The sequence below is a fragment of the Mesorhizobium sp. SP-1A genome, from assembly GCF_032460275.1.
GTDB lineage: Bacteria > Pseudomonadota > Alphaproteobacteria > Rhizobiales > Rhizobiaceae > Mesorhizobium.
In genome coordinates this window covers 1,634,671-1,648,034 of sequence record NZ_JAVXZD010000001.1, presented here as the reverse complement: position 1 = coordinate 1,648,034, position 13,364 = coordinate 1,634,671, and the positions used below count along the sequence as shown (strand labels likewise).

The 13,364-nt window shown below is 65.4% G+C and carries 11 protein-coding genes; 1 reads left to right on the top strand and 10 read right to left on the bottom strand.

The features are described from left to right. The 8 genes from QU595_RS08120 to QU595_RS08085 form a co-directional block, all read right to left on the bottom strand. A complete protein-coding gene (locus QU595_RS08120) occupies positions 1 to 246 on the bottom strand; it encodes a DUF4170 domain-containing protein (protein WP_315920539.1) in 246 nt (81 codons plus the stop codon). 75 nt (positions 247 to 321) lie between these two features. After that, positions 322 to 1,119: a 3'(2'),5'-bisphosphate nucleotidase CysQ gene (locus QU595_RS08115; RefSeq protein ID WP_315920537.1), complete on the bottom strand. Its 798-nt coding sequence runs from the start codon at positions 1,117 to 1,119 to the stop codon at positions 322 to 324. Then, on the bottom strand, positions 1,106 to 2,449 hold the full coding sequence (locus QU595_RS08110; RefSeq protein WP_315920535.1) for a TldD/PmbA family protein: 1,344 nt from the start codon (positions 2,447 to 2,449) through the stop codon (positions 1,106 to 1,108). The genes QU595_RS08115 and QU595_RS08110 overlap by 14 nt, the downstream gene beginning before the upstream one ends. Positions 2,450 to 2,552: 103 nt before the next feature. Next, positions 2,553 to 3,395 carry a patatin-like phospholipase family protein gene (locus QU595_RS08105; RefSeq protein WP_315920533.1) on the bottom strand — a complete coding sequence of 281 codons (843 nt, stop codon included), beginning with the start codon at positions 3,393 to 3,395 and terminating at the stop codon, positions 2,553 to 2,555. Then, positions 3,392 to 4,783 (bottom strand): pitrilysin family protein, encoded by a 1,392-nt coding sequence (locus tag QU595_RS08100; protein ID WP_315920531.1) that lies wholly within the window; start codon positions 4,781 to 4,783, stop codon positions 3,392 to 3,394. Before QU595_RS08100 ends, QU595_RS08105 begins: the two co-directional genes overlap by 4 nt. Before the next feature lie 275 nt (positions 4,784 to 5,058). After that, complete coding sequence (locus QU595_RS08095) at positions 5,059 to 6,414, bottom strand: pitrilysin family protein (protein ID WP_315920529.1); 1,356 nt, start codon at positions 6,412 to 6,414, stop codon at positions 5,059 to 5,061. A gap of 91 nt (positions 6,415 to 6,505) precedes the next feature. After that, positions 6,506 to 7,060 carry a 16S rRNA (guanine(966)-N(2))-methyltransferase RsmD gene (rsmD, locus tag QU595_RS08090; protein WP_315920527.1) on the bottom strand — a complete coding sequence of 185 codons (555 nt, stop codon included), beginning with the start codon at positions 7,058 to 7,060 and terminating at the stop codon, positions 6,506 to 6,508. After that, a complete protein-coding gene (locus QU595_RS08085) occupies positions 7,061 to 8,848 on the bottom strand; it encodes a pseudouridine synthase (RefSeq protein WP_315920525.1) in 1,788 nt (595 codons plus the stop codon). It abuts the gene before it with no gap. Between the two features lie 177 nt (positions 8,849 to 9,025). Between QU595_RS08085 and QU595_RS08080 the strand changes: the two genes are divergently transcribed. Continuing rightward, complete coding sequence (locus tag QU595_RS08080) at positions 9,026 to 9,472, top strand: nucleoside deaminase (protein ID WP_315920523.1); 447 nt, start codon at positions 9,026 to 9,028, stop codon at positions 9,470 to 9,472. 12 nt (positions 9,473 to 9,484) lie between these two features. On the opposite strand, the gene QU595_RS08075 is transcribed toward QU595_RS08080, so the two are convergent. Both QU595_RS08075 and ileS read right to left on the bottom strand, forming a co-directional pair. After that, on the bottom strand, positions 9,485 to 10,189 hold the full coding sequence (locus QU595_RS08075) for a hypothetical protein (protein WP_315920521.1): 705 nt from the start codon (positions 10,187 to 10,189) through the stop codon (positions 9,485 to 9,487). 181 nt (positions 10,190 to 10,370) lie between these two features. Continuing rightward, positions 10,371 to 13,352, bottom strand: coding sequence for an isoleucine--tRNA ligase (ileS, locus tag QU595_RS08070; RefSeq protein WP_315920519.1), 2,982 nt, complete (start codon positions 13,350 to 13,352; stop codon positions 10,371 to 10,373). Positions 13,353 to 13,364: the final 12 nt, after the last annotated feature.

Genomic DNA, 13,364 nt, shown 5'->3' with positions numbered 1-13,364 from the left:
TCACGTTCCGGACTTGGCTTCCGGATCGAGCAGCCTGTGCAAGTGGACCACGAAGTAGCGCATGTGGGCGTTGTCGACACTCGCCTGCGCCTTGGCTTTCCACGCCGCATGGGCGGACTTGTAGTCCGGATAGACGCCGACGATGTCGAGCGCGTCGAGGTCGCGGAATTCGGTGCCGCCCAGATTCTTCAGCTCGCCTCCGAACACAAGGTGCAGAAGCTGCTTGCTGGAGTCGTTTCCGACCATGTTCGTCCTTCATATTCCGTGATTTGCTGCATGGTCTAAACCAAAGCAGGCGTTTTTGAAACTGCTCAAATCCAATCAGGCATCCAGCCGAGCGACCATGGCGTCCAGCAATTCGCCGCTGCCGGCGGCGAGCGCGCCATGGCGAATATCCTCGCCTGCGAAGGCGGGAATGCGGCCGAACCGGTCCAGGAGCCGCCCGCCGGCCTCGATGAGGATGAGTTCGGCGGCCGCGATATCCCAATCATGCGCATTCGGCTTGACGAAGGATGCGTCCAGTTCGCCGCCGGCGATCAGCGCCAGGCGAACGGCAAGGGACGGGCTGTAGGCCACCCGGCGGAAGCGGCTCTGCCACGGCTCCGGCATGCGGTCGAACATCGGTTTTGGGCCCGCGACATCGAGGATTTCGCCGGGTGCGCGAACGCGGATCGGCTCATCGTTGCGGAATGCGCCGCCGCCTGCCGTCGCCCAATAGGTTTCGCCGCGGGCCGGGCATTCGAGCACACCGGCAACCGACCGGCCGTCTTCGACGATCGCGACGCTGACGCACCACGCATCGCTGCCCGCAAGGAAGCCGCGCGTGCCGTCGATCGGGTCCACGACGAAGGTCCGGCGTGCCGACAGGCGGGCGGGATGGTCCGCCGTCTCTTCGGAGAGCCAGCCATAGGCCGGCCGCGCGGCCAGCAGCGTTTCGCGCAGATAGGTGTCGGCTGCATAGTCCGCTTCGCTGACCGGCGAGGTGCCGGCCTTCATCCAGACTTGCGGCTCCTTGCCGAAGTAGCGCATCGCGATCGCGCCGGCCGCGCGGCCGGCCTCGCGCAGCAGGGAAAGCTCCTCGGCGTCGGCGACCGGCGCGCCTGCATCAACTTCCGGCAAGGGTCATACCTTCGATCAGAAGCGTGGGCGCGGCCGTGCCATAGTTGCGGTCCAGGTCGCTGGCGGGCACCATGTTGAGGAACATCGTCTTCAGGTTCGAGGCGATGGTGACCTCGGAGACCGGATAGGAGATCTGGCCATTCTCGATCCAGAAACCGGAAGCGCCGCGGCTGTATTCGCCGGTCACCATGTTGACGCCCTGCCCGAACACTTCCGTGACATAGAAGCCGTTCTTCAGCGCGCCGATCAGTTCCGCGGGCGTCTTGTCGCCGGGCTCGATGGCGAGGTTCGTGGAAGACGGCGACACGGAGGATCCGCCGCGCACGCCGCGGCCATTGGTTTGCAGGCCGAGTTCCCTGGCGGCCGAAGTCGAGAGGAACCAGTGGTTCAACACCCCCTTCTCGACCATCAGCAGCTTCTCTCCCTCGACGCCTTCGCCATCGAAGGGCCGCGAAGACTGCCCCCTCATGCGCAGCGGCTCGTCGGTCACGGTGATGGCGGCGGACGCAACCTGCTTGCCCATCATATCGCGCAGGAAGCTCGTCTTGCGCGCCACGGCCGCGCCGTTGATGGCACCGGCCAGGTGGCCGGCTATGCCGCGCGCGACCCGGGGATCGAAAACCACATCGACGGTGCCGGTCGCGGCCTTGCGCGCACCCAGACGCTTGACGGCGCGTTCCCCCGCATTTCGGCCGATCATTTCCGGCGCATCGAGATCGGCAAAATGCAGTCGCGACGAATAGTCGTAGTCGCGCTCCATGCCGGTCCCTTCGCCCGCGATCACGCTGGCCGAGCGTGAAAAGCGCGTGGCGACGTACTGGCCGAGAAAACCATGCGAGGTCGCGAGCACCAGCCCGCCCATGCCCGCGCTGGCGCCGCTGCCCGAGGAATTGGTCACGCCCTTGACCGCAAGCGCCGCCTCCTCGGCGGCGAGCGCGTCTTCCTTCAGCCGTTCCGCCGAAACCTGGGTGGCGTCGAAAAGGTCGAGGTCGCGCTGGGTCCCGGCCAGCAGCGCCGGATCGGCAAGTCCCTGAAAAGGATCTTCAGGCGAGACTTTCGCCATGGCCACGGCGCGCTCGGCCAGTTCGCCGGCATCCGAGCCCGTGTTGGCCGAGACGCTGGCGACCCGCTTGCCGACGAACACGCGCAGCGAGACGTCCTCGCTTTCAGCCGATTCGATATCCTCGACCTTGCCCAGCCGCACCGAAACGCCTGTCGAGCGGCCGCGGACGACAACCGCGTCGGCTGCATCGGCCCCGGCTTTCCGCGCAGCCTCGACAAGGGCCGCGACGCGATCGGTGAGCCTGGCCGTGTCCAGCGTATCGCTCATGTTTTCCATCCTGTCAGGTGGCCGCCGGAACGGGCAGCCGGTCGATGCACCATCTATTGTCCGGACCGGCATCATGCAATGGCGCAGACCGGATTCACGCCGTTCAGTGCTTTCGCGGCAGGTATTGCGCCTTCAATGTCTCTTCGACGGCACGCTTCAGTTCGTCCTTGACCGAGGCCGTTTCGGCCATCACCGCCTCGATCTTCAGGAAATCGAGCACCCGGAAACGCGACACGGGCGGTCTGATCAATATGTCCGGGCGGCATTGGGTCAGCTTGTTGGCTATGATCGACTGCATCATGAGCTGGGTGGCGCCGAACATGAGATCGACCGATGTGGGCTGGCGTTCGCCTTCCTCCGGCGCGCCCACGACGTCGACGGCGATGACGATATCGGCCGCGTGCTCGATCAGATCGAAGGGCACGGGATTATAAATGCCTCCATCGATGAGGGTCAGTCCATCCCGCAGCACCGGACGGAACACCGCCGGTATGGCGCAGGAGGCCGCCAGCGCCGACGGCAGATCGCCATCCTCGAACACGGCGAGCTTGTGGCCGTAATAGTCTGTCGCCGTGACCTTGAGCGGGATCTCAAGCTCGCCGAAGGTTCCCGGCACCATGTCGGGCAGGAACGCCTTCAGGATCCGCTCGACATTGAACTGGCTCACGCGCAGGCCGCCGGCAACCGCTTCGGCCAGCGAACCGGGCCTCGCCCGCCACATGCGGCTGGCGACCTGCGCACGCGTAGCCAGGATGGTCTGGGCGTATTCCCTGATCTCACGGCCCGTCATGCCGGATGCCATTCCGGCTCCGACGAGCGCACCGATCGACGACCCGGCGATCGCCACCGGTCGGATTCCCATCTCGTCCAGCGCTTCAACGACATGGATATGCGCAAGGCCGCGCGCGCCGCCGCCGCCCAACGCCAGGCCGAAAGTCGGGCTCACCCCTTGCCTCCGCCGTCGGTCCCAGGCTTATGGCCTTCCGCTTTCGGCGTGCCGGGCATGACCGGCCCCACGATCATGACGGCCGGGGCTGCCGACAGCAGCTTGCTTGCCGCCGCCTTCACCTGCTCCAGCGTGACATTCCTGATGTAATCCGTGCGGCGCTGGATGTAGTCGATGCCGAGGTGATCGAGCTGCAATTCGACCAGTGTCGCGGCGATCGAACTGGACGAGTCCAGATTGTTGATGGCGTAGGCTCCGACCATGTAGTCCTTCGCGGCCGTCAGTTCCGCTTCGGTCGGTCCCTGCTCGGCCATGCGTTTCACCACGTCCCGCACGACTGCGAGCGTCTCGCCGGCGCGATCGGAACGCGTGGCCGTGGTGATGACGAGCGCGCTGGCGTGATCGTAGTTCACCAGCCCCGAATTCACGCCATAGGCCAGTCCACGCTTTTCCCGCACCTGGTCGAACAGACGCGAGGTGAAATTGCTGCCGCCGAGAATCTGGTTCATGAGGGCCGCCGCATAGAAATCCGGCGCATCCCGCCTCACGCCCGGATAGGCGAGTTGCAGCGCGGTCTGCGGCAGGTCATATTCGACCTGCAATTGCTGGCCGAGCCTCAATTGCACATCGGGAACAGGCCGCAGCGACTGGTCCTGCGGGAGGTCGCCGAACACGCGATCCAATTGACGTTTCAACGTCTCGGCGTCGATGGCGCCGACCACCGCGACATGCAGGCCGCCGCGGGCGAACATGGCGTTGTGGGCGGCGTGCAGGTCGGTGGCCGTGATCCTGGCGAGGCTTTCCTTGGTGCCGTCCTCGGGTCGGGCATATGGATGGTTGCCGTAAAGGGCGGCCAGCCATTTCTTCTGCGCCACGGTGTTCGGGTCCCGCTCGTTCGAAACGATACCCGAAACGATCTGCCCCCGGATGCGGTCGATCGGCACCTGATCGAAGCGCGGCTTGTCCACTGCCAGGCGCAGCAGATCGAAAGCGTCGTCCTTGTTCTGCGCCAGCATGCGCATGGAGCCATAGATGCCGTCGCGGGTTTCCTCGAAGCTCATTTCCGCGCCGACGTCGTCCAGGCGTTTCTGGAAGGCTGCGCTGTCCAGATCGCCGGCACCCTCGTCGAACAGGCCGGTCATGAGGTTGGCCAATCCCTCCTTGCCGTCCGGATCCTGCGAAGAACCGCCGTCGAAAACGAAGCGCACGGCGACGATCGGCACCGTATAGTCTTCCACCAGCCAGGCGGTGATGCCCTTGTCGGATTTCACGTCCTGGATGCTGGTCGCGGCGTGCCCGGAAACCGCCGGAAGAAGGCAAAGAAGCGCGAGCAGCACGACGGCGAGCGGTTGGACGAGGCGGCCGCGGGGTGCGAATGAGTTTGGCATGGGCTAGAGCCTGTTATGGGACTTCGGATCGCGTTGCGCTGCAGCCGATTTCGGCTACTCCGGGAGGAGCCGGTCGCGGACCGGTATCGGGAATACCGGCAAGGCCGTCGACGAGCCGGTGGACCGAAAGCGGCGCAGCCCGAAGGGTTGGGCGGCGAAGGCCATCTGCGACGTCGAAAAGCTCGCCGGTACGTCCCTGTAACGGCTTCGCTTTTCTCCTAACACCTGTCTCTTCGCCCCTCAACGCAACCTCCATCCCAAGTCCATAACAGGCTCTAGTTCCCCGCCTGCTGTTCCGGCAGCAGGTAGCCGGTCACGGAGCGGTTTTGCCGGAGGTAGCGGGCGGCGACGGCTTTCACTTCTTCGGCGCTCACCTTGCGGATGCGGTCCGGCCACTCCTCGACATCCTGCAAGGTGCCGCCGGTGGTCAGTGTCGTACCGTAGATGGTCGCCATCGATTCCTGCTTGTCGCGGGCAAAGATCATGGAGCGGACGAACCGGTTCTTCGCGGCTTCCAGTTCCTCATCGGTCACGCCGTCGCGGGAAATGCGCGCGATCTCGGCGGCCACCGCAGCCTCCAGCTCGGGCAGCTTCGTGTCGCCGTTCGGCGTCGCATAGACTAAGAAATTGGTGTCGTCGAGCATGCGCCCCTGGAACTGGGCGCCTACGCTGGAGGCAATGCCCTTGTTGACGATCAATTCCTGATAAAGACGGCTGCGCGTGCCGCCCCCCAGGATCTCGGCCAGCAGGTTGAGCGCTTCGGCCTCGCGTGGCTTGGCCGTGTGATAGGAGGGCACGACCCATTGGGTGGAAAAGCTTGGTACGCTGACGCGCGGATCCGAAAGGGTTACGGTGCGCCGCGCGTTCTGCTCCGGCTCCACGGGCCGAATGCGCGGCGGCAGGTCCTGGCCGCGCGGGATCTTGCCGAAGGTCTTTTCGGCCAAGGCCTTGACGGTTTCCGGCGTCACGTCCCCCGCCACAACCAGAACGGCATTGTTCGGCGCGTAATAGCGGTCGTAGAAGGCCTTTGCGTCGTTCCGGTTGAGCGCTGCTATCTCCTGCATCCAGCCGATCACCGGGATCCGGTAGGGCTGGTTCTGCCACAAAGTGGCGTCGACTTCCTCGTCCAGCAGCGCCTCCGGATCATTGTCGACGCGAGCACGCCGCTCCTCCATGATGACGTCGCGCTCTGTCGCGACGGTTTCGTCGGTGAGCACGAGGTTGCGCATGCGATCCGCCTCGAAGCCCATCATCTGTTCCAGTGCCTGGGGCGGCACCGTCTCATGGAAGCAGGTGTAGTCGTAGGAGGTGAAAGCGTTGTCGCTGCCGCCGATCGCCGCGACGGCGCTGTCGAATTCGCCGGCGGGATGATTGGCGGTCGCCTTGAACATCAGGTGCTCGAAGAAATGCGCGATGCCGGATTTGCCCGGCGGCTCGTCGGCGCTGCCGGCCTTGTACCAGACCATATGGGTGACGATCGGCGCGCGGTGATCTGGAATGACCACCACCTCCATGCCGTTGCCGAGCTTGAAATCCGCAGCTTTCCAGCCGTCCTGCGCGAAGGCCGGCGTCGCGGAAACCAACAGGAGAGAAAGCAGGGAGCCGCGCAACCGATCAGCGGGAAGGTTCATGGGCGGCTCCGATCATCCGGCGACGATACGCAGAGTTTTTCCCGGCGTTAAGTGAATTGTTCGTCATCTGGGCGGCAAAAGACGGCCGAAGTCAGGCGGCTTCTAGAAAGCGGACAACGGTATCGCCGTAGCTTCGCTCGTCCAGTACGACGAAGCCGGGACCGGCTTCGAAAGGCGCCGAGGCGGCCTCCTCCACCACGCAAAGCGCCTTGGCCGCCAGCCACCCGCCGGCTTTCGCAGCGCGCAAGGCCCGCTCCCCGAGCCCCCTGCCGTAAGGCGGATCGGCCAGAACCAGCCCGAACGAGCCGAGCGTGCCGGCCTCGCCGAGCGCCGTGGCGTCGCGCCGGAATATCTTGGTGCGGCCGGTCAACCCGAAAGCCTCGACATTGCCGCGAATGAGGCCGCGCCCTTCCGCCGATTCCTCGATGAAAACCGCATATGCCGCGCCGCGCGACAGCGCTTCCAGCCCCAGTGCTCCCGTGCCGGCGAAAAGGTCCAGCACCCGCGCACCTTCCAGGCGTTCGGGAAAGCGGTGCGACAGGACGTTGAACACCGCCTCGCGCGCCCGGTCCGTCGTGGGCCGGATCGCGTTGGTGCGCGGCGTCGCCAGCGGGCGGCCACGGAACTCGCCGCCGACGATCCGCATCTAGCGCCCCTTCGGGCCCTTGCCCGGGCCGGTGCGGGGCGGACCTCCGCGCGGCCGATCGGCCCGGGGTTTTCCCGAGAACGGCTTCTTCGGTCCGCCCTCGCGTCCTTTGTGCGTATCGGCATCCGGCTTCCGGCCTTGCGGCCTCGCCCCCGGGGCCATCCAGACATTCGCCTTGCGCTGGCTGTGCGGCTCGGGCCGCGGGTCATCTTCCTTGCGGTCGCGGCGGACCGGCTTGCCGGTGCGTTCCCCGAAAGACGAGCGCTCCGGCCGCGTGGAGAGCTTGCCCAGAGCCGTGTCGCGCTCATCCTCGCGGCGCTTGCGGTTCTTGATGAGCCCGCCTTCGCCGATGGGCCGGCGGTCGCCCTCGCGTGAAATCCGGGGTTGCGACGGCCTCTCGCGCTGATCGTGGTCGCGACGCACCGGCCTGTTGGAGAACGGCTTGGCGATATCGGCTTCGAAGTTCGCGCCCGACTCCTCGATCAGCCGTTCGCCCAGCTGCTCGCGCAAAGTGCGGCCCTTGATTTCCATCACATGGCCTTCCGGCAATTCGCCGAGCTGGAAAGGCCCGTAGGACACGCGGATCAGCCGCGTCACCTCCAGCCCGAGCGCGCCGAGGATGTTCTTCACCTCGCGGTTCTTGCCTTCCCGCAGACCGATGGTGAGCCAGGCATTCGTGCCCTGTGTGCGCTCCAGCGTGGCCTCGACGGCGCCATAGAAAACGCCGCCCACGGCGATGCCGTCCTTCAGGTCGGCCAGCGCCTTCTCCTCCACTTTTCCATGGACGCGCACGCGATAGCGGCGCAGCCAGCCCGTCGCCGGCAGTTCGAGAACGCGCGACAGGCCGCCGTCATTGGTCAGAAGCAGCAGGCCCTCGGTGTTGATATCCAGCCGTCCGATCGTCATGAGCCGGGGCAGCTCCGCCGGCAGCACGTCGAACACGGTCTTGCGCCCCTCGGGATCGCGATTGGTGGTGACCACCCCCGCCGGCTTGTGGAACAGGAAGAGGCGGGTCCGCTCGATCGCAGGGATCTCAGTGTCGTCGAGGTGGATCACGTCGCTGGGCGACACGTTGAAGGCCGGCGACGCCAGCACCTTGCCGTTGACCTTCACGCGGCCGGCGGCGATCAGATCCTCGGCATCGCGGCGCGAAGCGATGCCTGCGCGCGCCAGCCGCTTGGCGATGCGCTCGCCCTCCTCCACCTCGGCTGCCACGGGACGCGGGCGCGGCTTGAACCCCGCGGGCTTCTTCCCGGTCGGGTCGAAATCGCGCCTGGGCCGATCGGAACTGCGTTCACCGCCCCTGACGCCGTCTGCGAACGGACGCTGTGGGCGCTTGCCGAAGGGGCGATCGCCGGATTCCCTGTCGCGCCACGGCGCCTTTTCCCGGCGCTCCTGATTGCCCTGAACACGGTCCCCGCGCTCGCTGGATTCGGCACGTTCCGCCCGTCCCGGACGAGCGGCGGCTGCGCCTTCCCGCTTGGCATAGGGCCGCTTTTCAAAGGGCTTGTCGAAGGCGGGCTTGTCGAAAGCGCGGTCCTTGCGGAAAGGCCTGTCGCCGCGGCTTTCCTGGGCGCGGTCGTCGCGCCTGAAATCGCGCTTCGGCCGTTCGTCGCCCGTCGGTTTCTCGTCGGAACGAGCCGTGTACGGCTTCTTCGCGAAAGGCTTCTTCGCGAATGGCTTGCGCTCGCCCGGGCCTGGCTTGCCGTCCTTGCCGCCATGGCGGGCACGCGCGTCGAATTGCTTGGGACCACGCTTGCGCGGCGGTTTCTTGTCGTTGTCGTCCATGTGGCCTTCGCCCGTTTGCGCGGCCAGACCGAGATGGCTTCACCCGGAATTGCCGTCTCGTTCCAAGCCTTTGTTTTTGGAGCATGATCCTGTCCGAAAAGTCTGCAACTTTTCGGGATCTTGCTCTAGATAACAGGAACGCCCGTTGGTGGCGAGGCGAATTCGGAGTCGAATGGTTTGAAGCGGCCGGATTTCATGGGACTGGCATTAAGGCAAGCGGAATCGGCGGCGGCGCGCGGCGAAGTGCCGGTGGGCGCGGTCGTGGCGAGCGGCGACACGATCGTGGCGGCGGCCGGCAACCGCACGCGCGAACTCGCCGATCCCACCGCCCATGCCGAAATGCTTGCGATCCGGGAAGCCTGCCGTGCCCTCGCCAGCGAGCGCCTCAGCGGATGCGACCTTTATGTCACGCTGGAGCCCTGCGCGATGTGTGCCGGCGCCATTTCCTTCGCACGGCTGCGGCGCCTCTATTATGGCGCCGAGGATGAGAAGGGCGGCGCGGTGGCCAACGGCGTGCGCTTCTTCGCCGCGCCGACCTGTCACCACGTGCCGGAAATCTATGCGGGCCTGGGTGAAGTTCAGGCCGCAACGATGCTGAAGGACTTCTTCAGGGACCGGCGCTGAACGAGCGTTCCCTTACCAGGGAAGCCAGTCGGACCAGCTTTTCTTGCCGCCCTTGGCGGCCGCCTCCCGCTTGAGGCGGCGCTCCTTCTTGTACTCGTCCTCGCCGATATCGTTCTGCGGCGCGGTCGCGGCCGGCGCCCGATAAGCCAGCGGCGGCTCGCTCAGATATTTGCGATTCGTCGGGTCGCCCTGGTTCTGTTCCTGCAGCCGCTTCTGGATCTCCGCGCGCCGCTTCGCCGTACCCGCGGAAGAATCTTCCGGCGTCCATGCGGGAGCCCGGTCGTGCCCGAGCTGCGGCACGCCGTTCTTGCTGCCATTGTCCGCCACCGGCACGGCATTCGGATCGTCGTCGACGATCTGGGCCTGGAAATTGGTGTCGTTGATATGCTTCGTCGCCTCATCGCGCAGCCGGGCGCGGCGCTGCTCAGGCGATTCCGGCCACTGGCTGCTCGCGGTCTGAGTGATGCTGTCCTGCGGAGCCGGCAGGCTTTCCTTCTCGCCGGGCGCGGGTTTCACCAGCGCGGGGCGTGGCTTGTAGTCGATCTTTTCCTTCTTCGGCGGCATCAGGGAGAAGGCGTTGCTGAGATCGCCGACGAGCTGTTCGTTCGCGGTCTTGTCGGTGCCGTAGGTGGGGGAACTCATGCAGCCGGACAGCGCCAGCCCGGACGCGACAAGCGGCGCCAGCAGCGCCACACGCGCGTGAAGTCTTTCTGTCATGCCCAAAGTCCCACTGTTAAAGCCTCTATCGGCCACCGACCCGCCGGTGCTCCACCGATCGCTGTTCAACGGAAATCCGGCGACAATTTGTCGTCGCAAGTTTCGCGCTTTTATCTCAACCGCTCGTTAAGGGCAACGCACGGCCGGTTACGAACCGGCCGCCGTTGCATTTGTGCACCGTTCAGATGGTGCCGAGCGCTTGCAACTCGTGCAGCACCGCCGCGTCGCGCGCCGAAACGTCGGGGAATTCCGGATCACTGCCCACGTCCGCGGTGTAGCGCCAGGAGCGGGCGCATTTCCTGAGCCCCCTCGCCTCGGCCTGCTCGATCTTCACCGCGATGCCCTTGACGTCGTCGAGCCGGAACGCATCCGCGGGCGCCTTGTCATAGGAAAACTCCAGCCCGCTGGTGATGCAGATCTCGGCCATGTCCACGCCTGCGACATCGCGCTCCAGCGCCGCGTCTTCCAGATAGACCACCGGCACCGCCTCCAGCGAAGAGCCGATGACCTTGCCGGCTCGCGCGATCTCGAGCGCCCCGGTGACCACGCGGCGCATCTGGCGCACCTTGCGCCATTTTTCGGCCAGCGCCGGAGCGTGCCAGTCGGCGGGAACGTCCGGCATCTGCTCGAGATGCAGGGACTGGGCCTGCGGATTGCGGTCCAGCCACGCCTCTTCCGTGGTGAAGGGCAGCATCGGCGCCAGCCACTTCACCAGACAGTCGAAGAGGTGTCGCACGACCTGGATCGACGCCTTGCGCTTCATGCTGGACGGCGCCTCGCAGTAGAGCGCGTCCTTGCGGATGTCGAAATAGAAGGCCGACAGTTCCACCACCATGAAGTCGAGCAAGGCGCGGGCGATGCGCTTGAAGTCGAAGGTGTCGTAGCCCGAGCGCACGATCTGGTCGAGCTCGTGCAGCCGGTGCAGCATCAGGCGCTCCAGCTCGGGCATCTCGGCCAGCGGCACATCCTCGCCCTTGTCGTGCGCGAGCGTGCCGAGCATCCAGCGGATGGTGTTGCGCAGCTTGCGGTAGGCGTCGATGTTGGTCTGCAGGATCGTCTTGCCGAGACGCTGGTCTTCCCAATAGTCCGTCGTCACCACCCACAGGCGCAGGATGTCGGCGCCCGACTGCTTGATGACGTCCTGCGGGACGACCGTGTTGCCGAGCGACTTCGACATCTTGCGGCCTTCCTCGTCCATGGTGAAACCATGGGTGATGACAGCCTCGTAGGGCGCGCGGCCGCGCGTGCCGCAGCTTTCCAGCAGCGAGGAATGGAACCAGCCGCGATGCTGGTCCGATCCTTCCAGATAGACGTCCGCCGGCCATTTCAGGTCCGGACGATCCTCCAGCGTGAAGGTGTGGGTGGAACCGGAATCGAACCACACGTCCAGAATGTCGGTGACCATCGTCCACGGCTCGTTGGCGCGGCTGCCGAGGAAGCGCTCGCGCGCGCCTTGCGCGAACCAGGCGTCGGCGCCCTCCTTCTCGAAAGCCTCGATGATGCGCGCATTGACCGCCTCGTCCTTCAGCACATTGCCGTCGGCGTCTGCGAACACGGCGATCGGCACGCCCCAGGCGCGCTGGCGCGAAAGCACCCAGTCGGGGCGCTCCTCGATCATCGAACGCAGCCGCGTCTGGCCTGCCGCCGGCACGAAGCGGGTGGCATCGATCGCCTTCAGGGCTCGCGAGCGCAGCGTGGTGCCGTCACCGAGCTGCTTGTCCATGTGGACGAACCACTGCGGCGTGTTGCGGAAGATCACCGGCTTCTTGGACCGCCAGGAATGCGGATAGCTGTGCTTCAGGCGTCCGCGCGCAAACAGCATGTTCCCTTTGATCAGTTCCTCGATGACGGCCTTGTTGGCGTCGCCCTTCTTGCCGTTGTCGTCGATGACGCGCGCTGCACCACCCTCGCGGTCCGGGCCGAAACCGGGAGCGTCCTTGGTGAAGAAACCGGCATCGTCCACCGTAAAGGGCAGCCTCGTCTCGATGCCGCGCCTTTCCAGATCGGCGGCGGCATCCATCCAGGCGTCGAAGTCCTCGCGGCCATGGCCGGGAGCCGTATGCACGAAACCCGTACCGGCATCATCGGTCACATGATCGCCGGCCAGCATCGGCACCGGAAAGGCATAGCCGCCGCCAAGGCCTTTCAGGGGATGCGAAAGCGCAAGACTTTCAAGCTCTTCCGCGCTGACGTCGCGAATACGGTTGAACGTCACCTTGGCCTTCGCCGCGGCGTCCTCGGCCAGGGCGTCGGCGAAGATGAGCTTTTCGCCGGGTTGCGGGCCATAGCTGTTTTCCGCCGTGGCCACTTCGTAGAGCCCGTAGGCGATGCGCGGCGAGTAGCTCACCGCGCGGTTGCCGGGGATGGTCCAGGGCGTCGTCGTCCAGATGACCACGAAAGCATCGTAGAGGTCCGGACTCAGGATACGGCCGGCCACGTCCTTAATAGGCTCGTCGGTGGCGGCGAGGTCCAGGCTCTGCGACTGGACCGGGAACTTCACCCAGATCGTGTCGCTCTCGTAGTCCTGGTATTCGACCTCGGCTTCCGCCAGCGCGGTGCGCTCGACCACGGACCACATCACCGGCTTGGAGCCGCGATAAAGCTGGTCGCTCATGGCGAACTTCATCAGTTCGCCGGCGATCCGCGCCTCGGCGTGGAAATTCATCGTGGTGTAGGGGTTGTCGAAATCGCCGATCACGCCGAGCCGAAGGAACTCGCCCGTCTGCACCTTGATCCAGTGCGCGGCGAAATCACGGCATTCCTGGCGGAATTCGTTGACCGGTACTTCGTCCTTGTTCTTGCCCTTGGCGCGATACTGCTCCTCGATCTTCCATTCGATCGGCAGCCCGTGGCAGTCCCAGCCCGGCACGTAATTGGCGTCGTAGCCGCGCATCTGGAAGGAGCGGTTGATGACGTCCTTGAGGATCTTGTTCAGCGCATGGCCGATATGGATGTTGCCGTTGGCATAGGGCGGGCCGTCATGCAGCACATAGAGCGGACGCCCGGCCGAGGTTTCGCGCAGGCGCTTGTAAAGGTCCATGTCCTGCCAGCGCTTGACCAGGGCAGGCTCCTTTTCAGGCAGGCCGGCGCGCATGGGGAAATCCGTCTGCGGCAGGAAAAGCGTCTTGGAATAATCGATCGTTTGCTGTTCGGTGTCGGTCATTGATTTGCCATA

Coding starts and splice junctions, on each gene's coding strand:
- QU595_RS08120 (WP_315920539.1), bottom strand. CDS start 246: ATGGTCGGAAACGACTCCAGCAAGCAGCTTCTGCACCTTGTGTTCGGA.
- QU595_RS08110 (WP_315920535.1), bottom strand. CDS start 2,449: ATGAGCGATACGCTGGACACGGCCAGGCTCACCGATCGCGTCGCGGCC.
- QU595_RS08100 (WP_315920531.1), bottom strand. CDS start 4,783: ATGCCAAACTCATTCGCACCCCGCGGCCGCCTCGTCCAACCGCTCGCC.
- QU595_RS08095 (WP_315920529.1), bottom strand. CDS start 6,414: ATGAACCTTCCCGCTGATCGGTTGCGCGGCTCCCTGCTTTCTCTCCTG.
- rsmD (WP_315920527.1), bottom strand. CDS start 7,060: ATGCGGATCGTCGGCGGCGAGTTCCGTGGCCGCCCGCTGGCGACGCCG.
- QU595_RS08085 (WP_315920525.1), bottom strand. CDS start 8,848: ATGGACGACAACGACAAGAAACCGCCGCGCAAGCGTGGTCCCAAGCAA.
- QU595_RS08075 (WP_315920521.1), bottom strand. CDS start 10,189: ATGACAGAAAGACTTCACGCGCGTGTGGCGCTGCTGGCGCCGCTTGTC.
- ileS (WP_315920519.1), bottom strand. CDS start 13,352: ATGACCGACACCGAACAGCAAACGATCGATTATTCCAAGACGCTTTTC.